This is a genomic window from Paenibacillus sp. YIM B09110 (assembly GCF_037167145.1).
Lineage (GTDB): Bacteria > Bacillota > Bacilli > Paenibacillales > Paenibacillaceae > Pristimantibacillus.
Map to the genome: position 1 here is coordinate 422,861 of NZ_JBANSP010000003.1, position 20,715 is coordinate 443,575.

The 20,715-nt window shown below is 49.7% G+C and carries 18 protein-coding genes, 1 pseudogene and 1 other annotated feature; of the genes and pseudogenes, 17 read left to right on the forward strand and 2 right to left on the reverse strand.

Features of this window, described 5'->3' with window-relative positions; all coding sequences use genetic code 11:
• Positions 1–25: 25 nt before the first annotated feature.
• The 9 genes from V8F51_RS06370 to V8F51_RS06410 are packed head-to-tail and all read left to right on the forward strand — an operon-like array spanning position 26 to position 8,072.
• Positions 26–814 carry an amino acid ABC transporter permease gene (locus V8F51_RS06370; protein WP_337099275.1) on the forward strand — a complete coding sequence of 263 codons (789 nt, stop codon included), beginning with the start codon at positions 26–28 and terminating at the stop codon, positions 812–814.
• Positions 804–1,514, forward strand: a complete 711-nt coding sequence (locus tag V8F51_RS06375) for an amino acid ABC transporter permease (RefSeq protein WP_337099276.1) — start codon at positions 804–806, stop codon at positions 1,512–1,514. The genes V8F51_RS06370 and V8F51_RS06375 overlap by 11 nt, the downstream gene beginning before the upstream one ends.
• On the forward strand, positions 1,511–2,263 hold the full coding sequence (locus tag V8F51_RS06380) for an amino acid ABC transporter ATP-binding protein (RefSeq protein ID WP_337099277.1): 753 nt from the start codon (positions 1,511–1,513) through the stop codon (positions 2,261–2,263). The genes V8F51_RS06375 and V8F51_RS06380 overlap by 4 nt, the downstream gene beginning before the upstream one ends.
• A 21-nt stretch (positions 2,264–2,284) precedes the next feature.
• Positions 2,285–3,295, forward strand: a complete 1,011-nt coding sequence (locus V8F51_RS06385; protein WP_337099278.1) for an LLM class flavin-dependent oxidoreductase — start codon at positions 2,285–2,287, stop codon at positions 3,293–3,295.
• On the forward strand, positions 3,292–4,473 hold the full coding sequence (locus V8F51_RS06390) for an amidohydrolase (protein ID WP_337099280.1): 1,182 nt from the start codon (positions 3,292–3,294) through the stop codon (positions 4,471–4,473). The genes V8F51_RS06385 and V8F51_RS06390 overlap by 4 nt, the downstream gene beginning before the upstream one ends.
• Positions 4,474–4,476: 3 nt before the next feature.
• Positions 4,477–5,613: an N-methyl-L-tryptophan oxidase gene (gene solA, locus V8F51_RS06395; protein WP_337099281.1), complete on the forward strand. Its 1,137-nt coding sequence runs from the start codon at positions 4,477–4,479 to the stop codon at positions 5,611–5,613.
• Between the two features lie 39 nt (positions 5,614–5,652).
• Positions 5,653–6,138, forward strand: coding sequence for a DinB family protein (locus V8F51_RS06400; protein ID WP_337099282.1), 486 nt, complete (start codon positions 5,653–5,655; stop codon positions 6,136–6,138).
• Between the two features lie 16 nt (positions 6,139–6,154).
• Complete coding sequence (locus V8F51_RS06405) at positions 6,155–6,688, forward strand: GNAT family N-acetyltransferase (RefSeq protein ID WP_337099283.1); 534 nt, start codon at positions 6,155–6,157, stop codon at positions 6,686–6,688.
• Between the two features lie 52 nt (positions 6,689–6,740).
• Entirely contained in the window at positions 6,741–8,072 is a 1,332-nt protein-coding gene (locus V8F51_RS06410) for an LLM class flavin-dependent oxidoreductase (protein ID WP_337099284.1), read from the forward strand.
• 701 nt (positions 8,073–8,773) lie between these two features.
• Here the strand turns inward: V8F51_RS06410 and V8F51_RS06415 are convergent.
• Together V8F51_RS06415 and V8F51_RS31545 are read right to left on the reverse strand one after the other, a co-directional pair.
• On the reverse strand, positions 8,774–9,451 hold the full coding sequence (locus V8F51_RS06415) for a hypothetical protein (RefSeq protein WP_337099286.1): 678 nt from the start codon (positions 9,449–9,451) through the stop codon (positions 8,774–8,776).
• 36 nt (positions 9,452–9,487) lie between these two features.
• Positions 9,488–9,655, reverse strand: a pseudogene (locus tag V8F51_RS31545) (transposase); the annotation flags it as partial.
• Between the two features lie 409 nt (positions 9,656–10,064).
• On the opposite strand from V8F51_RS31545, the gene V8F51_RS06420 reads away from it, so the two are divergent.
• The 8 genes from V8F51_RS06420 (at position 10,065) to V8F51_RS06455 (ending at position 20,663) form a co-directional block, all read left to right on the forward strand.
• Complete coding sequence (locus tag V8F51_RS06420; protein WP_337099287.1) at positions 10,065–11,198, forward strand: AbrB family transcriptional regulator; 1,134 nt, start codon at positions 10,065–10,067, stop codon at positions 11,196–11,198.
• 17 nt (positions 11,199–11,215) lie between these two features.
• Positions 11,216–11,446 (forward strand) — a binding site (T-box leader).
• Between the two features lie 106 nt (positions 11,447–11,552).
• Positions 11,553–13,094 carry a 2-isopropylmalate synthase gene (locus tag V8F51_RS06425; protein WP_337099288.1) on the forward strand — a complete coding sequence of 514 codons (1,542 nt, stop codon included), beginning with the start codon at positions 11,553–11,555 and terminating at the stop codon, positions 13,092–13,094.
• Between the two features lie 180 nt (positions 13,095–13,274).
• Positions 13,275–15,047 carry a cache domain-containing sensor histidine kinase gene (locus tag V8F51_RS06430; protein WP_337099289.1) on the forward strand — a complete coding sequence of 591 codons (1,773 nt, stop codon included), beginning with the start codon at positions 13,275–13,277 and terminating at the stop codon, positions 15,045–15,047.
• On the forward strand, positions 15,040–16,548 hold the full coding sequence (locus tag V8F51_RS06435) for a response regulator transcription factor (RefSeq protein ID WP_337099290.1): 1,509 nt from the start codon (positions 15,040–15,042) through the stop codon (positions 16,546–16,548). Before V8F51_RS06430 ends, V8F51_RS06435 begins: the two co-directional genes overlap by 8 nt.
• Before the next feature lie 164 nt (positions 16,549–16,712).
• Complete coding sequence (locus V8F51_RS06440; protein ID WP_337099291.1) at positions 16,713–18,086, forward strand: ABC transporter substrate-binding protein; 1,374 nt, start codon at positions 16,713–16,715, stop codon at positions 18,084–18,086.
• A gap of 83 nt (positions 18,087–18,169) precedes the next feature.
• A complete protein-coding gene (locus V8F51_RS06445) occupies positions 18,170–19,036 on the forward strand; it encodes a carbohydrate ABC transporter permease (protein ID WP_337099293.1) in 867 nt (288 codons plus the stop codon).
• Positions 19,033–19,863 carry a carbohydrate ABC transporter permease gene (locus V8F51_RS06450; protein WP_337099294.1) on the forward strand — a complete coding sequence of 277 codons (831 nt, stop codon included), beginning with the start codon at positions 19,033–19,035 and terminating at the stop codon, positions 19,861–19,863. Before V8F51_RS06445 ends, V8F51_RS06450 begins: the two co-directional genes overlap by 4 nt.
• 134 nt (positions 19,864–19,997) lie before the next feature.
• Positions 19,998–20,663, forward strand: coding sequence for an NAD-dependent epimerase/dehydratase family protein (locus V8F51_RS06455; RefSeq protein ID WP_337099296.1), 666 nt, complete (start codon positions 19,998–20,000; stop codon positions 20,661–20,663).
• Positions 20,664–20,715: the final 52 nt, after the last annotated feature.

Below are 20,715 nucleotides of genomic sequence, written 5' to 3' on the forward strand. Positions count from 1 at the left end.
AAAGAGACTGGAGGAGGGGCACACCATGGGAGAGCCGTTTGACTTTCATTACTTGCTTGAATACTTCATAAAGCTGCTGCCTACGTTACAGATGACTCTGCTCATCGTCGTGTGCTCCATCTTGATCGGTCTGGGGATTGGGCTAATTGTAGCCCTTCCCCAGCTTTACAAAATACCGGTAATAAGACGAGTATCTCAAGTCTATCTATCGTTTTTCCGCGGAACACCGATTCTGATCCAGTTGTTCCTATTCTATTACGGCTTGCCGGAAATATTGAAGCTGGTTCATGTGGATGTTTCGAGGGTTCCGGCTCTGTACTTCGTCATACTGACTTATGCGCTTCATAGCGGTGCGTACATGTCGGAAATGATAAGGGCGGCGGTTGGCGCAGTCGATCGCGGGCAAGTGGAGGCAGCTTATGCAGTTGGCATGACCGGTTTTCAAGCCTTCACAAAAATTGTTCTGCCGCAAGCGGCTGCCATCGCGTTGCCTGTATTCTCCAATCTCGTTATCGCTAATCTGAAGGATACATCACTTGCCTTCTCCCTAGGCATTATGGAGCTGACTGGCAAGTCGCAGACGTTGGCCGTCATGTCGAGACATTTTGTGGAGACGTATATTTCGCTCGCTATTATTTATTTCATTATTAGCTTTGGGCTTGAGAAGCTGTTCCATCTCGTGGAACGCAGGCTGCTTCGCCATGAACGCCAGATCGTTACGGACGAGAAACCTTCCCGTTTCGTGAAGTGGAAGCAACGTCGTTTCGCTATTACACCGGGCTTCGGCAGAGGAGGGCAAGAGAATGAAGCTTGATTTCGGATTTATCTGGACCGCATTCGTTGCCTTGCTCTCAGCGGTGCCTACAGCGCTTGCGATTACGGCAGTCTCGGTCTTATGCGGGCTGATCATCGGAACGGCTGTAGCCGTTATTCGGCTGTATAAAGTTCCGGTCCTTTATCCGCTGGCCTCTGCATACGTAACCGTAATTCGCGGAACGCCGATGCTCACTCATCTCTTAATTATCTATTTCGGTCTTCCCATGCTTATCGATGGCATTGCGGAGTCGCTGGGTCTAGCATTCCGTTCAGTGTCCATACCAATGATTGGCTTCGCGTACATTTCATTCTCGATCACAGCCGGTGCCTACATGTCAGAAGTCGTTCGTTCAGGCTTGCTGGCGGTTAACCGAGGCCAGATCGAGGCAGCGTATTCGATTGGCATGACGACGCCGCAGGCGATGCGCCGGATTATTCTTCCGCAAGCATTCGCGGCAAGCCTGCCGAACCTGTCGAATATGGTTATCGGCATGCTTCACGGCTCGACGCTTGCTTTCACGGTGTCGGTCGTTGAGATTAACGCCAAAGCGCAAATTGTAGCAACAACGAACTGGAAGTTTTTCGAGGCATACATCGCGGCAGCACTCATATTCTGGGGATTAACGTTCCTAATCGAGCGGCTGACTGCATTGGCAGAGAAACGATTTAATCTTTATAACCGAGGCGGTGTCTCATGATTAAGTTAACGCAAATTCGCAAGAGCTTTGGACGAAATGAAGTGCTGAAGGGCATCGACCTTACAGTCGAGAAGGGCGAGGTTGTCGCTATTCTTGGGCCGAGCGGTTCAGGCAAGACGACGCTGCTGCGCTGCATTAATTATTTGGAGAAGCCGAATGACGGTCATATCGTCATCGATGACTTCTCGGTGCAATGCAAGCGGCCGGATAAGAAGGATATTCATACGCTGCGCCAGAAGACGGCGATGGTGTTTCAACAATACAACCTATTCAAGCATAAGACGGCTCTCGAGAACGTAATGGAAGGGCTGGTCGTGGTCAAAAAAGTGCCGAAGGAGCAAGCGCGTAAGCGCAGCGTCGAGCTGCTGGAGAAGGTCGGACTTGGCAACAAGCTGGATTCTTATCCGAGCGAGCTGTCCGGCGGACAGCAGCAGCGTGTAGGGATTGCGAGAGCGCTGGCGCTTAATCCCGAAGTTATTTTGTTCGACGAGCCAACTTCAGCGCTCGATCCGGAGCTGGTCGGCGAGGTGCTGGCTGTTATTCGCAAAATCGCGAAGGAAGGCATCACGATGATAATCGTGACGCATGAGATGGGCTTCGCTCAGGACGTAGCGAGCCACGTCGTCTTCATGGACGAAGGCGTCATTGTCGAACAGGGCAAGCCGAACGAACTGTTCACGTCTCCGAAGGAGGAGCGTACGAAGCAGTTTTTGAAGCGCATTACGCCTGAGGCGGCCTATTCCATCTAACGAACAGAGGAGAGAGTCAAGATGACACTTACATTTGGCATATTGGATCAAAGCATTGTTTTTCCGGGCCAGACGGCTGCGGAGGCACTTGGGAATACGGTAAAGTTGGCGCAGCAGGCGGAGGCATTAGGCTATGAAAGGTTCTGGGTTGCGGAGCATCACGATTCGCCGGTAACGGCGGGTTCGTCGCCGGAAGTTCTCATTGCTTTCCTGCTTGCGAACACGAGCTCGATTCGGATCGGCTCAGGCGGCGTCATGCTGCAGCATTACAGCCCGTACAAGGTGGCAGAAAACTTTAACGTGCTCGCATCGCTCGCGCCAGGCCGGGTAGAACTCGGCATCGGCCGCGCTCCCGGAGGTCTTCCCCGCTCGACGAAGGCGCTGCAGAAAGGGATCGCCGAACCTGCGACGCTGGATGAGAAGTTGACGGAGCTGGAGGGTTTCCTTCATGGCAGGACGGGTGAAGATCACCCGCTCGCGGGTCTGGAGGCGAGTCCGCTTCCTGTACAGCCTGCCGACGTCTTCTTGCTCGGAACGAGTCTATCGAGCGCGAAGCTAGCTGCCGAACGCGGTTATCCATATGCCTTCGCACTCTTCATCAACAACGATCCGGCATTGGCAAGTCAAGCGCTCGACCATTATCGCAGCAACTTCAATACGGAGCATGGCAGGAAGCCGAAGGCGATATTGGCGCTTTCCGTCATTGCATCGGATTCGGAGGAAGAAGCGAATGCAATAGCAGGACAAATGAAGAGCGTAAGAGTGACGCTAGCCAGCGGCAAAACGGTAAACGTCGGCTCATTGGCGCAAGCGGAGGAATTCGCGAGACAAGCGGGCGAGACGTATACAGTCGAGGAGCGGGAGGCCGACATTACGAGAGGGACGAAGGAAACGGTCCGCAAGCGGCTGCTCGAAATTAAGGAGCAATATGGCGTAGATGAGTTTATTTTCACTACGATAATTCCTGATTTCGAGAAGAGAGTTCGTTCCTTCGAGCTGCTTAAGGAAGCGTTCCAAGGAGAGCTTGTATGAGCCGCAAGCAGTTGGCTGCGGAAACATTGCAGGTTCGATTGACCGCAATCCGCAGACAGCTGCATGAGCAGCCGGAGTTGTCGCATGAAGAGTTCGAGACGACAGCATCGATTAAGCGCTGGCTCGAGGAAGCAGGCATACGCATCATCGATTATGGGCTGAAGACAGGTGTAATTGCCGAGGTTGGAGGTACGCGCGGTGTTGGCGGACCGATTGTCGCCGTAAGAGCCGATATCGACGCTTTGCCCATACAGGAAGAGACGGGATTGCCGTTCGCCTCGAAGGTGCCGGGGAAGATGCACGCATGCGGGCATGACTTTCATACGGCGGCCATTATTGGAACAGCTTTGCTGCTAAAGGAGCGGGAGGCGGAACTTGCCGGAACGGTGCGGTTCTTGTTCCAGCCTGCGGAGGAGAAAGCGAAGGGCGCGCTGCAATTGATTCGGGCCGGTGCGTTAGCAGGCGTCGATGCGGTATTCGGCTTGCATAACAAGCCGGACTTGCCGGTCGGCACGATCGGGATTAAGGGCGGACCGCTCATGGCGGCAGCGGACGGCTTCGTTGTTGAGGTGGAAGGTCGAGGCAGTCATGCCGCCGTACCTGAAGCGGGGCTTGACCCTATCGTAACGGCAGCGCATATGATAACAGCGCTGCAGTCGATCGTCAGCCGCAACGTTAGCGCGCTGGATAGCGCGGTCATCAGCGTGACGAGACTTAACGCCGGAACGGCGTGGAACATTATATCGGACAAAGCGGTATTCGACGGCACGCTGCGGACGTTCGGCGATGAAGTGCGAAGTGTGGTCAGGGAGCGGTTCGAGCAGGTCGTGCATGGCGTGGCGGCAGCTTTCGCCACGAAAGCAGCAGTGAAATGGATCGAGGGTCCGCCTGCTGTACGCAATGATCAGAAATGGGCGGAAGCGGCGATTCCGATTGCCGAGAAGCTAGGGTATGAGGTCATAGCGCCAACCCCTTCACCTGCAGGCGAAGATTTCGCTTTCTACTTGAAGGAGACGGAAGGTTTGTTCGTCTTCCTCGGAACGGACGGTCCGCAGGAATGGCATCATCCGGCGTTCGATCTTGATGAGGCTGCGCTGACAGTAGCGGCTTCGTTTTTCGCAGCGCTAGCGGATGAAGCTCTTTACAATTTGTCGGCACAGTCCAGTCAAGGAGGATAGACCATGTCTAATGCGTATGACGTCATCGTCATTGGTGCCGGTTCGGCTGGGATGAGCGCAGGATACGAGCTTGCATCGCGCGGGCACAGGACGCTGCTGTTAGATGCCTTCGATCCGCCTCATCAAGAAGGCAGCCATCATGGCGAGCCGCGCCTCATCAGGCATGCGTATCACGGCGGAGACGTATATGTGAAGCTTGCGCTGCGCGCGGATGAGCGATGGCTGGAACTGGAGCAGTTATCCGGGAAGAAGTTGCTGGATCGGTCAGGCGTTCTGAACATGGCCGATATTAGCTATTACGATTACGCAGGCCGTCTTGACGATGCACAGGCGAATGGCGTTGTAACCGAGTTGCTGGAAGCAGGTGAAATCAATCAACGTTTCCGAGGCGTACAAGTACAAGACCGCTTTCGCGGCTTATATGAGCCGAATGCGGGCTACCTGTATAGCGAGCGATGCGTGGCTGCATACAAGCAGTTAGCTATCGCTGCAGGAGCGGAGCTTGTTACGAACACCCTTGTGACGAAGATCGTCCCGCAGCAGTCAGGTGTGACGGTGTATGCGAAAGATCGCGTTTATACCGCAGAGCAGGTCATTGTTGCTGCAGGTGCAGCGTTCAACCGGTTATTTCCATACGAGGTTGTTCCAGTTAAGGCCGTTCGCAAAGTAGTAGGATGGTTCGAGAGGAACAGAGGGAACTTCGATGCCGGCGTTTTTCCTGGTTTTACATGGGGCGGCGCATTAGGCGGCTATTATGGATTTCCAAGCATTGACGGTGCCGGAGTGAAGATCGGCCGTCATGATGGGGGCTACGAATGGAAGCCGGGAGAGACAATTGCGCCCTTCGGGACATACCTCGAGGATGAAGCCGATCTGCGAAGAGCACTCGAATCCTTTATGCCAGGCGCGGCCGGAAAGCTGCTTCGGGGCGTCGTGTGCAAATACGAGATGACGCCTGATGAAGATTTTATAATCGATGCTCATCCCGAGTATCCGAATGTGCGGCTGGCTGGCGGCTTCTCAGGACATGGCTTCAAATTCGCAAGCGTAATAGGTGAAGTGCTGGCCGATCAGATTGAAGACAAAGATACCGGCTATGATCTGACTAAGTTCAAGATCGGCCGATTCAAATCCCATTAAGTAAATTTGAAACGTTCGTAACGATGAGAGGGAGCTTGCATGAGCCAGATAACTGAAAATGTGAAAGCTTATTTGAACGCCTATGATGAAATCGAACAAGAAATTAAGGGATTAACGGAGGAGCAGCTCAAATGGAAAGCGGCTCCGGAATCATGGAGTGTGACGGAGGTGCTTACCCATCTTGTGGATCACAACATCGTCGTCTCCTTCCGTATACGCGAGCTTCTCTCAGGCTCGGAAGCGAAGCTTCCTGCCTTCAATCAAGATGCTTGGGTGAGCAGTCAGCTTGCGAATGAAGAGGATGTGCAACATATCGTGGCGGCAGCTCATGCCTTCGTTTATTACAATAGCTTGTTGTTCAAACGAATACCTGCGTCGGATTGGGATCGCACGGCCGTTAATTTCAAAGGCGAAAGCGTATCGTTATCGACGATTGTTAAGGCATTCGTTACTCACGTTAACGGACATTTAGGGCAAATACGAAGAATTAAGGCGGCAGAGTCGGCTGCGCGCAACATTATATAAGAAGGCAGGTGGCAGTATGAGTCAGCATTCTATTAACATCCGCCATGCGGAACAAACCGATCGCGCAGCGATTGAAGAGGTGCTGTTAGACGCTTACGGTCAGTATGAGTCGGTGCTGCCTTCGCCATATTGGGAGCAATATAAGTCAAATATATTGGAAGCCATCGATGCCGGTAGGACAAAAGCAAGATTGGTAGCAGAGCTGGATGGAGAGGTTGTCGGCAGTGTGTTCCTGTTTGATTCCTCGGAGCTTGCATACGGGAATCCAGAGCTGGATATTCAATCTCCGATCATTCGTCTGCTTGCTGTATCGCGCAAGGCGCGAGGTCATGGCGTGGCTACCGAACTTATCCGCGGCAGCGCTAGATTAGCGCTCGAATGGGGAGCTGAAACGCTGCATCTCCATACTTCCGATATGATGGATTCGGCCGTCCGCTTGTATGAGCGTCTCGGTTTCGAGCGCGCGTTCGACAAAGATATCGTGAACGGTGCAACGCTAGTAAAAAGTTACCGACTTCAATTGAAGGAAACGGCGTTGTTACAAGCTTGACAATCAGTCAGCAATTTCATTCAAAAATGAACCATATAGGAGGTTGACTACAATGGCGAAGAAGCGCAAATCGATCAAGTTTGGTGCAATTATTCATGGTGTAGGAGGCAATATATCGGCATGGAGACATCCTGAAGTGCCTACCGATGCGAGCGTTAATCTCGATTTTTACAAACGGCAAGCACAAACGGCTGAAGCCGGTAAATTCGATCTCGTATTTATTGCGGACGGACTTTATATTAACGAGAAATCGATTCCACACTTCTTGAACCGGTTCGAACCGATTACGATCTTATCAGCATTAGCTGCGGTTACGTCCAAGATCGGACTAGTCGGTACGTTGTCGAGCTCCTATGCCGAGCCGTTCACGGTCGCTAGACAATTCGGCTCGCTCGATCATATTAGCGGAGGTCGCGCAGGCTGGAACGTCGTTACTTCGCCGCTTGAGGGCTCGGCGAACAATTACAGCAAGAAAGAGCATCCGACGCATGATGAGCGTTACAAAATTGCCGAGGAATTTCTCGAAGTAACCCGCGGGTTATGGGATTCGTGGGAGGACGACGCTTTCGTAAGGGATAAGGAAGCAGGTGTATTCTTCGATCCTTCGAAGCTGCACCGTCTCGACCATAAAGGCGAATATTTCTCGGTCCAAGGGCCGCTTAATATTGCACGTTCCAAGCAAGGGCATCCCGTCATCTTCCAAGCGGGCTCGTCGGAGAGCGGCAAGCGACTGGCAGGCAAAGCAGCGGACGCTGTATTCACCGGACATGAGAATATTGAGGAAGCAAAAGCTTTCTACAAAGAAGTGAAGGAACGTACCGTTGCCGAAGGTAGATCGGTCGACGATATCGCGATCTTCCCTGGTATTGGACCGATTATCGGCCGAACAGAGGAGGAAGCGGAGCGCAAGTATCAGGAGATCGCCGAGCTTGTCTCGATCGAGAACGCGCTGAACTATCTAGGCCGTTTCTTCGAGCACCACGACTTCTCGCAGTATCCGCTTGACGAGCCATTCCCGGAGCTCGGCGATCTCGGCAGCAATAGCTTCCGCAGCGGCACGGATAAGATTAAGCAGAACGCCAAAGCTCATAATCTGACGCTTCGTCAAGTTGCGCTGCAATCGGCTACTCCGCGCGGCCAGTTCATTGGTACGCCTGAGAAGATCGCAGACCTTATTCAGCAATGGCATGAGGAAGAAGCGGCAGACGGCTTCATTATTCACTCCTCTATCCCTACCGGGCTGAACGACTTCGTCGAGCTGGTCGTTCCTATTTTGCAAGAACGCGGCATCTACCGTACTGAATACGAGTCGGATACGCTGCGCGGCAATCTCGGATTGCCAATCCCTGAAAACCGTTATGCGAAGCAGAAAGTAAATAGCTAATGTATCTTAAGGCCAAATGGCATCATCTGCCGCTTGGCTTTTTTTTTCTATTTTCCGACTCAAACTGATTTTATCTATTTCTATCGAATTAGCTTCTGAAGCTATCGCTTACCTAAAATTCTCTTTAGCTACGACTCCCCGCAGCTCAGGAAAAACGTAACATGTAAATTGGGATTTGCGTAGGTCCTTCACTAACAGATGTCTTTAACCAAGACTCCCAACAAATCAGGAAATACTCATCGGATAACGAGGGAATGCATAGTTAGGTCGAACTATAAAGTTTCAATCGCTGCGAATGCGAACGAAACTATATTTTTTTGTATAGGTCCCTTTTCTAAAAAATACTTTAGCTAACACTCCCAACAGCTCAGGAAACATTCATAGCGATAGCTGAGGATTTCATAGCTAGGAAAACATTAAAGTTGTACTCATTACCTCGGTACCCTGTTTTTTCAGTAGAGCTCACTTCCTAAAAACCCTAAAGTAATCCTCAGCTTAGATTCTCCGCAGCCCAGGAAAGGCTTCTCATAAGAACAGAGGAGTAAGATTCAACTATAAAATTGTAGTTAGTAACGATAATCGTGCAATCCGATATGGATATGTGAAAAGTGCAGCTAATCATTTTGATTTCTTGTTATCGGATGTCAGTTGTATTTTATAAGTGGGTATTATAACGATACCGCGATCTACTCTTTAGTAGGCTATACAGCTTGTTGATAGGGGTTATTTCGTTGTTGAAACATAGTCTGATCTTGTCTAACACATATGTTGAGAAGTGTCTCCATAGCATGCAATGGAGACAAATGCTTCGTGTTTTGGCGGAAACAGAATTCATCCAAATATGGCTGAGCAGAGGAGGAAGGAAGGCCGTAGAAGGAAACATTTATCCAATTAAAAGCTGCTTTTGCGACTTGTTTCAATGGTGAGTGATCCGCCAACCCAAAAGCAGGACGACGATGGATTACTAGATTGTTGGCGTTCTCGTTGACATGAGCAGCTAGAAACTCTTCTTCGGCTTCCTGGGTAAGCAGTTTTCGCGGCTCTTGTTTGCAGGTAGTGAACTTTATTTTGTAATAGGGAACATCAGCGAGACTCGTCGAACGAGCTACTATGACGGCGCGTTCGGCTTGCTGCTTTTCCACTGTTTGGTAAAGCTTAAGACTGTAGATGGCTGGTTTGACTTCGACTTTGCCGGACAGAAGTATCGTACAATCTATATCAGAAATTGCACGTCTGATTTTGCCCAGAATGGACCAAGCTGTCTTGTACGATACCGAAATAAGCTCGGCGAGCGTAACAGCATTCATCCTCTTCTTGCAAGCAGCAACTAAATACATCGTACAAAGCCATTTGTTAAGCGGAGTCTTGCTCTTGTCCATAACTGTACCTGAAGTAAGCGAGGTTTGATGCTTGCATCTGGAGCATTCGTACAAGGGTAATCGGCGGGTATTAATCGTGTAAGCGGAGTTGTGATCGCAACGAGGACACCGAAAGCCGGCCGGCCACTTAAGCCGATGTAACAGTTCTATACAAGCTGCTTCATCCGAATATTTTCGTTGAAATAACACTAACTCATCTTCCATCAATAATCGCCTCCGACTTAAATATAGAACATATGTTCTTATTTTAATTTTAACATAGCTTTCACGAAATAACAATGTTTGGATGCTCAAAATTTCAGTAATACAAAACGGAGTAGTAGTAACAAGTCGTATGCGAATTGCATACTGCTGGCCGCTAGTTGTAGGAGGATCAGAGTAAAAAGTAATTTCCTGAGCAGATGGGAGTTCTGTCTAAAGCGATTTTTTGAGGGATAGGATCGTACGTCGAGGAGGACGAGGAGGAAGCAGCAACTGGCGTTTGGACTTAATCGAATTGTGGGGGAGCGCTACCAAAGTCGATGGAGAAACGAGTAGGGGTGTTTGCACATGAAAAGTAATGTGTGCTAGAATCATTTGCTGACGAATGACAGGATGATGAGGGGTCTTACTTATGATTTGGGTGAAGAGAATGAATAGCCGCTTTGGCCGGTTTATGGTTACACTTGGCGCTGCTCTAGCAGGGGGCATTCTTTTCAAGTTGCTTCATGTTCCAATACCTTGGCTGCTGGGGCCTATGATCGCTACCTTAATCGTATCTAATACGACGAAAGTTAAGCTTGTGTGGCCGGGGCAGCTGCGGCAAGCGGCTATGATTACGGTCGGATATACGATTGGATTATCGCTGACCGGTTCTGCAATGCGCGAGATGTCGCTGCAGCTTCCTACTATGCTGTTAATGACAGCGTTGCTGCTACTATTTTGCGCTTTCATCGCACTTATTATTTCCAAGCTGTCTCATTCGGACTACAAATCGGCGTTGTTAGGAAGCGTGCCAGGTGGGCTCTCTCAAGTGATATTGCTGGCAGAAGAGACGAAGGGTACGAATCTTACCATGGTTACGGTGACACAGGTTGTGCGGTTGATGGTGATTGTTATCTGCATCCCGCTGCTCGCCTATAGTCCAATGATCAGTCATTATGACGGCGAATCATCTGCAACTGAAGTTACTACTGTTACTGCTGTTGTTGAAGCGTCAACTTCATCGGCTGCATTATGGAGCGGCTTGTTTCCTAATCTTATTTTGTTCGCGGCAGTAGGTGTAGCGTGCGCATGGCTAGGTGACAAAATCAAGTTTCCGACCGCATATTTACTCGGTCCGGCGATAGGAACGGCAGCGCTGCAGTTCACAGGCGTTCATGGACCGGAACTTCCGTCCTTGTTCGTTAATGCCGCCCAGCTAATGATTGGAGTCTATGTAGGAATGTTGCTTAAGCCGCAGCAATTGGAGCATAAAGTGAGAACGCTGCTGCTGGCTATTGCCAGTGGGCTGCTCATGCTTCTCGGTGCGCTTGGTCTCAGCGTCCTGCTCTCAAAGCTTCAATCGGTATCCGAAGCGACTGCCATGCTTAGCCTCGCTCCTGGAGGCATGGATCAGATGGGCATTATCGCACATGCCATCAATGCCGATCTGTCGATGGTAGCCGGGTATCAGCTATTCCGCATGCTATTTATTTTCTTTGTCGTTCCGCCGTTAATTAGGTTCGTGTTCAAGGTTGTTGACAAACGGCAGAGCAGTGGCATATAATTCAAATAATTTCATCCACAAATGTTATGATTAGAAATAGTAGAAATGTTATGACCTTTCAGAGAGCCGCTGGGTGGTGCGAAGCGGTAACGTCGTTCATTTCGAACTCGTCTATGAACAGCTGCCTGACATGTAGGGTATGCCGGAATTCCACCGTTACAGGGATAGATGGTGACAGCCATCGAAGAAGATCATTTCGTAACGAAATGAATTAGAGTGGTACCGCGAGCTAACGCCTCGTCTCTATACATAGAGACGGGGCTTTTTTGCGTGTTGAATTCCGGGTTCAGCACGCCTCGCTTCACATATAACCGATTTAAATTCCAATACGCAAAGTCCAAGGAGGACATACCTATGAGCCGTAAAATTATCGTATTCGACACCACATTGCGCGACGGAGAACAAGTGCCGGGAGCCAAGCTTAACATACAGCAAAAAATCGAAATTGCTCAGCAACTGAAGCGGCTGAACGTCGATATTATCGAAGCAGGTTTCCCTGCGTCATCACTCGGCGACTTCCAAGCCGTGCAGCAGATCGCTCGCAGCGTTGGCGACAGCGTGTCCATAACAGCGCTTGCGAGAGCGGTCAAAGGCGATATCGACGCCGTTTACGAAAGTATAAAGCTGGCGCAAAATCCATTAATCCACATTGTGCTGGGTACATCCAATATTCACATAGAGAAGAAGTTCAGCCGCTCCAAGGACGCGGTACTGCAGATGGGCGTCGACGCCGTCAAATACGCGAAGACGCTGCTTCCGCAGGTGCAATATTCGACCGAAGATGCTTCGCGTTCGGAGTTCGAATATTTGTGGAGCACGATCGAGGCCGTCGTCAAAGCGGGCGCGACGATGATTAACGTGCCGGATACGGTCGGCTACGCGGTACCTGAAGAGTTCGGCGAGCTGATCCGCAAAATCAACGATCGTCTGAAAAATCTTAACGATCAAGTCATTCTTAGCGTTCATTGCCATAACGATCTTGGTCTTGCAACGGCCAATACGCTGAGCGCAATCAAGAACGGTGCCCAGAAGGTCGAAGTCACGATTAACGGTCTTGGCGAGCGGGCAGGCAATGCTTCCCTGGAAGAGGTCGTGATGGGGCTTAAGGTGAGAGAAAATCATTTCGGCTGCTACACGGATATTAATACGAAGGAACTGCTCAAATCATCGAGACTCGTTACTTTGTTAACGGGGCTTGATGTGCAGGTGAACAAAGCGATTACGGGAGACAACGCCTTCGCTCACTCGTCGGGCATCCATCAGGACGGTCTTCTGAAGGATAAGCAGGTGTACGAAATTATGTCGCCGGAGGATATCGGAGCCGACAGCATGGAGTTGATCTTGACGGCTAGATCCGGCAGGCATGCGTTCAAAAACGCGGTCGAGAAAATGGGCTTCGATACGAGCGATGCGGAAGACTTCGAAGCGTTGTTCGCCAAGTTTCTAACGCTGGCCGATGCGAAGAAAGAAGTGTACGACCATGACGTGTTCTATCTCGTGACGAATCACCGTACGATCGATGCGAGCAGCAAGCAGCTGTTCGAGCTGGAGTCGTTCCAGGTCGTCAGCGGCGACGTAAGTCCGTCAGCGTCCGTTACATTGAGAAAAGGCGCGGAATCGGTTCAAGGAAGCTCTGGCGGAGACGGTCCGATCGACGCGCTATATAGCGTCATCAAGTCATTGGTTGGCCTTGATGTCCAGCTCAAAGACTACAAGATCAACAGTCTATCCAGAGGCATGGAGGCCGTCGGAAGAGTCAATATCCGAATCGATTACGCGGGCAAGACGTATTCGGGCCGCGCGATGGATACCGATATCATTAAAGCGAGCGCGTTAGCATTCTTAAATGCAATCAATGCTGTATTGTTGGACAGCGCCAATGAAAGCCAAAGCTAGGAGCAAGTATCTAATAAAGGACGCTGGACATCTATGTTCAGTGTCCTTTTTATTTGGATTGGGTGTCCGATTTTTTTGGATTGCACATATTAAGCTAACTTATGACCTTGTGCAGGGTTCAAGGAAGCAGTAATATTTATGAATACTTACTGATGATCGACCAAGGGGGCGGATATATAGATGAAGCAATGGCTGCATAACCTGTTCGTCCAGGTTCGCTTTCGTAAAATTAGAAGCCGTTTTTTCGCCGCAATGATTTTGTTATCCGTCCCGCCGCTGGCGATTCTTGGCTATATTTCCTTCAATATTGCCAAAGAGACGCTTATGGATACGAATAAGCAGACGACGCAGGATCATCTTCGCACGTCGAGTGAGGTAGCAGACTTAATGTTTCGCAATGTCATTAACCTTAATCGATCAGTCATCTTGAACAATGATATCCGCGACGACTTGAGAGCGAGTCGAAATCCGACTGCCGAAGAGCAAAGCCTCATTAAAGACCGGACAATGGATCAATTGCAAAAAATGATAAACAGCAACTTTCTGGATTCCCGGTTTGTTGATTCGATCTGCCTGTATGACCTTCGGTTCGAAGCGTATTGCCTAGGCCGATCGGACGATGCAGGTATTTATGAAGGTGAGAATAAGTACGCGCAAATCGAACAGAGCGACTGGTATCAGAAAGCATTTAAGCGCCAAGGCGGCGTCGTTTTTTTCAGCAGCAATATCTTGGGGGATAAGTCCAATACGTTCTCTACGGTTAAGCTGTTTCGCGACTCTGATACGAATAACGGAGAACCGATAGGGTTGCTCGTTATTAACATATCGAAGTCCATCTTCGATACGATATTTACGAGAAACATTCATTACAGCGGTGAATTCCTCGCAATTGATTCGTCGGACGACAAGGTTCAAGTGATCTATCCGAAGCAATCTAAAATGATTGAACAACAGACCAATGACAATCTTGAGGCTACGTACCGCAGACTGCAGGATCAAGGTTACTTGAGCGTCAACTACGAGAATGAGACGACGGGATGGATATTCATCCATGTTATCGCGATGCAGGATCTGTTGAAGGAGTCTAACAAAATCGGGTGGGCAACAGCACTAATCGCTTCTGTAATCGGTTTCATAGCGCTGGTGCTCTCTTTCATTCTTTCTGGAAGCATAACAAAGCCGCTTCTGCAGCTCAAAAAAATGATGGTGAAGTGGACGACCGGGACGCGGGATTTCGACGAGACGTTCGAGGAGGACGAGGTCGGCGCGATTGGCGAGTCGTTCAAGCGGATGTCGTCCGTCAACGAGGAACTTAGCGAGAGATTGCTTCATTCGGAGCTGAAGGAACGCGATGCCGAGCTTCGCGCTCTTCAGGCTCAGATCAAGCCCCATTTCTTGTATAATACGTTAGATTCGATCTATTGGATGGCGACGCTTCAGAACAATCATGATGTTGCCCAAATGTCAATCTCGTTGTCGGAGAGCTTCAAGCTGAGCCTGAACAAAGGCAAGGAAACGATACCGTTATACAAAGAGCTGAAGCATGTCGAGCACTATATGACGATTCAAAATATACGCTATAACAATCGCTTCCAATATATAGAGGACGTGGAGCCTGCGATAATGGGCATCGAAATTTTGAAATTGCTGCTGCAGCCTTTAGTGGAGAATGCGATCTACCATGGTCTGGAGCCTAAGGTCGGCGAAGGGACGATCAGCTTGACAGGCCGCAAGGATGGACAATTCGTGCAGTTCACCGTGAAGGATGACGGAGTCGGCATAGAGGATATGGCGAAGACCGAGCAAGGCTACGGACTTCGCAACGTAAAGGAACGTATTTTGTTGTTCTACGGAGAATCGAGCTCATTTGTTATCGTAAGCGAAGCAAACGTTGGTACAAAAATCGTCATACGATTTAAATACCTGGAAGAGGGAGGCGCAGAACATGCTTAAAGCGGTCGTATTTGATGACGAATATATCGTGCTTAAGGGGCTGCAAGCAATGATCGATTGGCCGAGCTTCGGTATTGAGCTGGCGGGTACGGCAAGCGACGGTTACAGTGCGCTAGAGCTGTTCAGAAAAGTGCAGCCCGACATTATCCTTACGGATATACGCATGCCCGGCATGGACGGCTTGCAATTAATCGAGGCGGTCATGAAGGAAGCTCCCAATACGTACTGCATCGTCTTCAGCGGCTTTAATGAATTCGAATACGTTCGGCGAGCTATAGAACTGGGCGTCGCCGATTATTTGGATAAGCCTATTACGATTCAAAGCATCGAGAAGGCGATCCGCAAAATGTTAGTAAAAACGGAAGAGCAGAAGGAAAACTTGGCGATTAAGCAAAAATGGCAGGAAAGCAAGCAGGAGCTGTTGGAGAAGGCGACGCTGGACTTGCTGCTGACAGGCAGAGAGTCTCTGTCGAAGTGGCGCTCCAGCTTCGGACCGGATGTCGAGCGGATAAAAGGCGTTACGGTTCTTGCCTATAGCGGAAAGTTTGTTTGGACGAATCAGGAACAGGTAGAGGCGGTTGCCGTTAAGCATGGCCAAGAGCAGTGGCTTGCGTTATTTCATTATGAGCACCCTACCTACGAATGGTGGCAGTGGCTCGCTTATGATGTTGATCTTAATGATCGGGAAGCGATTGCGATTGGGGTCGGCCATACGTATTCGAACCTTGAACAAGCGTGTGCAAGCTGTAAAGAAGCGGTTCGCGCTCTGCGTTCAGCTCGCTTGCTGCAGACGAAGGGAATCGTTCGATTCGAGGAGCTCGGTGAAGCGATGACAACGCCCAAAGGGCTGAGCGAGCGTGAAGAAGCGATCGTTCTTAGCATTCGTGCGGGTAATAAGGCGGGATTGCTGGAGCAGATTGATTATTTTATCGCATGGATCCAGAACGAGAAGGTTGACACGGAAATCATCGAGCGGGAAATGCTGAAGCTTATTTATATGACGCTGCAGGCTGCTCAAGAATCAGGCTTGGATGCTAGGGCAGATGAGTACCATCGTCGATATATGCCGCATGTCGAGATCCGTGAAGCGGCTGCAAGCGGACAGCTGCTGCCATGGTTCCGCGAGCAAATCGAGAAGATCGCCGACTTGACGATGGAATCGAGGGAACTAACAAAGCATGCTGCCGTCGAGCAAGCTAGGGCATATATCGAACTGAACATTTCGCGGGATCTGTCGCTGCAGGAGGTTGCAGGTCACGTCGGCTTGAATGCAACTTATTTGAGCGTACTGTTCAAGGAAGTGATGGGCGAAACGTATATTAAGTTTCTAACCCGCTACCGGATGGAATATGCCAAGATTCTGCTGGCCAAAGGGTTGAAGGTGAATGAAGCGAGCGAAAAGGTCGGCTATCATACGTATCGGCATTTTTCCGAAGTTTTCAAAAAGCATACGGGGTTTACGCCGGGGCAATATAAGGATGAATTAGGGAATCCTTCGTGACTCCCTATTTTTATGTTCATAATTAATGTTATCCAAAAAAAACGGACATCGATCGATAAAATGCAGCACTGCAAACGCATACAATATCCGGTTTATAATCATGTCAGAGGGTACCCGGGCCCTAACTGCCATATTAATTCGAAGAATCAGGGGGATTTAAGCATATGACGAATACAAGAAAAAGCTTGATTACTCTTTTTTGCGGCGTACTGATGACAAGCATGCTTGGCGCTTGCGGCAACAACTCGAACGGAACGAACGACAACCAGGCGCCAGTTGCTAATGACAATGCAACGACGGCACCGGCATCTAACGACAACGGCGCATCCGACAAGAAAGTAACGATCTCATTGCTGACGGACAATACGCAGGATGCGGTGAATACGGCTAAAGCGGCTATCGAAGCGTTCGAAGCGAAATACCCGAACATAACGGTTGAGCACGAGACGCGTCCCGGCGGCGGCGAAGGCGACAACTTCGTCAAAACTCGCCTATCCACCGGCGATATGAATGACGTCTTCTTCTATAACTCCGGTTCACTCATGCAGGCGCTTAACCCGGCGCAAAATATGGTCGACCTCACGAATGAGCCTTTCATGGACAACGTCCTCGATACGTTCAAAACGACGGTTGCATTCGAAGGCAAAGTATACGGCGCACCTGCCGGCGCAGCGCTTGGCGGCGGATGGTTCTATAACAAAAAGGTGTATGCAGACTTGGGATTGACTGTTCCGAAAACATGGGATGAGCTCATGGCGAACAATGAGAAGATCAAAGCTGCAGGCATTACGCCGGTTATCGGCACGTACAAGGACGACTGGACCAGCCAAATGATTCTGCTTGCTGATTACTACAACGTACAGGCGCAACTTCCGGCGTTCGCAGAGGAATATACGGCTAACAAGGCTAAATTCGCAACGACTCCGGCAGCTTTAAGAGGCTTCGAGAAGCTGCAGGAAGTGTTCGACAAAGGTTACTTAAACAAGGACTTCAAAGCGACAACCTATGATGCGGGCGTGAAAATGCTTGCCGAAGGAAAAGGCGCGCATTATCCGATGCTTACATTCGCGGTACCGGTATTCGAGCAAAACTATCCAGATACGCTTGATGACATCGGTTTCTTCGCTCAGCCTGGCGACAACGCTGACCAAAACGGCTTGACGGCTTGGATGCCTGGAGGCGCGTACATTTACAAAAACACGGAGCATCTGGAAGAAGCGAAGAAATTCGTCGAATTCGTCGCTTCGGCAGAAGGCATGGAGGTATGGGCGAAAGTATCGAAACCGACAGGCCCTTATCTGATTAAGGATGCAAAGCTGCCTGACGATATTTCGCAAATCGTCAAGGATATGCTGCCATACTTCGAGAACAACAAAACCGCTCCGGCGCTTGAGTTCGTATCGCCGCTCAAAGGACCGAGCTTGCCGCAAATTACGACGGAGGTCGGCGCGGGTTTCAGACCAGCTAAGGAAGGTGCTGAGCTGTATGACAAGGACGTTGAGAAACAAGCTCAGCAGCTCGGACTTGCTGGCTGGTAGTCAATGAAGGCAACTGAATAGAACACAGTCGGCCCTCATATGCATGCAGGGCCGACTTTATCGAACAATCGGGAGGGGACAGCATGAACAAGGTATGGAAAAGGAACTATTCGTATACCTTCCTACTGCCTGGAGCTATTATTTACTTCATTATTTTTATATTGCCGACCTTCATGTCTTTTTTCTTCAGCATGACAAGATGGACGTTGCTCGATTATGAGTTTATCGGCTTCGATAACTTCATTACCTTCTTTCAAGAGCCATCGCTTACGATCGGATTCAAAAATACGTTCATTTATGCACTTGTGACCTGTGTGCTTAAAGTTGTGCTAGGTTTATTGCTGGGTGTGTTCCTTACATCGAAGATTAAGTCCAAAGCTTATCTTCGCTCGGTCGTGTTCTTCCCGACCTTGGTCAGTACAATTGCGATCGGAACGGCCTTCAGCATGATGATGCATCCGACCGAAGGGCTTATCAATACCGCATTAAACGCAATCGGCATTGCCGGACCTGACTGGCTCGGCGATACGCGGATGGCGCTGCTGTCCGTCGCATTCGTAGATGTATGGAAAGGCGTAGGCTTCGCTACCGTTATTTATATTGCAGGCATTATGTCCATTCCGGAAGACTACTACGAGGCGCTGCAGATCGACGGGGGAAATGCTTTCAACAAGTTCTGGAATATTATCGTTCCTCTGAGCCGACCGGCTACGAATTCGGTCATTACGCTTGCTTTTATAGGCGGCTTGCGTTCATTCGATCTTATTTGGGCGATGACGAAGGGCGGACCGGGATTCACGACGGATGTGCTTGCATCGGTTATTTACAAGCAATATCAGGGCGGATTCTATGGTTTAGCAACTGCGGGCAACGTGATTTTATTTATCTTCGTAACCTTACTCGTGTATCCGCTCACGGCTTACTTGAACAGAAAAGAGGTTGACCTATGATTCGATCCTCCCGCAAGTTCATCGTTGAAATTATCGCAATCCTAGCGTCTATCATTATTTTCTGGGTGCCGTTCTATTTCATCATCGTTAATGCAATGAAGGATGCGAAGGAAGCGTCACTTATGAACCTATCGTGGCCTTCGAGCATTCATATTTGGGAAAATATTGTCGAGGTTATTTCGGTTCGCGATTATATGCTCGTTCGAGCGTTCTACAACAGCACTTTGCTGACGGTTCTATCGATTGTCATAATGGTCGTCGTCTGCGCAATGACGGGCTTTGTCATGCAGCGCCGCAAAGACAGATTTACCCCATGGCTTAGTTTCTTCGTCCTTGCGGGCCTTATTATCCCGCCTGCCATCGTGCCGACCATTTGGGTGCTTGACGGGATCGGCCTATTCAAGACGATGACCGGTATCGTGCTTGTCGAGGTTGCGCTCGGATTTCCTTTCGGCGTGCTTCTCTATCGGGGATTTATGAGCGGTATTCCCCGCGAGATCGACGAGGCGGCAACCATTGACGGCGCTGGAGGCTACCGATTGTTCTTCCAGATGATCCTTCCGCTGCTGAAACCTGTTACAGCAACAATTATCGTAACATCGTCCGTCTCTATATTTAACGATTTCACGAATCCGCTTTATTTCTTTCCGGGTTCCAAAAACGCGACGGTTCAGCTCACGCTCTACAATTTCACGAGCCAGTTCGTGTCGCAGTGGAATTTGTTGTTTACGAACATACTGCTTATTACAATACCGCCTTTGCTGCTGTTTATTTTCTTCAATAAGAAAATCGTAGCCGGTATGACCGCTGGATCGGTTAAAGGCTAATCAAATATTTGATTCAGTAGGAAAGTGAAGTCCTGTCGGTGGTCGGCAGGGCTTTTTTGCTTTAGTCGGCTGAGTTGACTTTAATAGAACGTTTCGCAATACTGAAAGGAGGAATATGAGAGGGGCGATAGGCAATGAATGTACTCCTTTTCGGCGCATCAGGCATGATCGGCCAAGGCGCGCTTCGCGAATGCTTGCTTGATCCTGAAGTGGCAAACGTGCTGTCAGTTGGGCGAAGCGGGACGGGGAAGCAGCATCCTAAGCTTACGAAAATTATACATAACGATTTACTTGACCTAGCTGCGATCGAGGAGCAGCTCTCGGGCTATGACGCTTGCATCTTCTGCCTTGGCGTATCTTCTGCCGGCATGTCCGAGGAGAAGTATCGCGCGATTACTTACGATATTACGATGAGTATTGCGCGTACGCTTGTAAAGTTAAACCCGCAAATGACATTCCTGTACGTGACGGGCATGGGGACAGACAGTACGGAGCAGGGCCGAAGCATGTGGGCAAGAGTGAAGGGCAAGACGGAAAATGATTTGCTGAAGATGCCTTTCAAAGGCGCGTATATGTTCCGTCCCGGCGCGATCTTGCCGAAGCATGGCGTGAAGTCCAAGACGAAGCTGTATCAATTCTTCTACGTCATATTGAAGCCGTTATATCCATTGATGGAGCGTATGAAATCGGTCACGACCTCGGATAATTTGGCGTGGGCGATGGTCAAGGTTGCCAAGCATGGCCATGACAAGGCGATAATCGACAGCGAAGAGATTAATCGGATTGCGCTAAATCGTTAAAGATGTTGGTAAGCAAGACACTCAAGTATAGGAATGGAATCAGTCATATCGT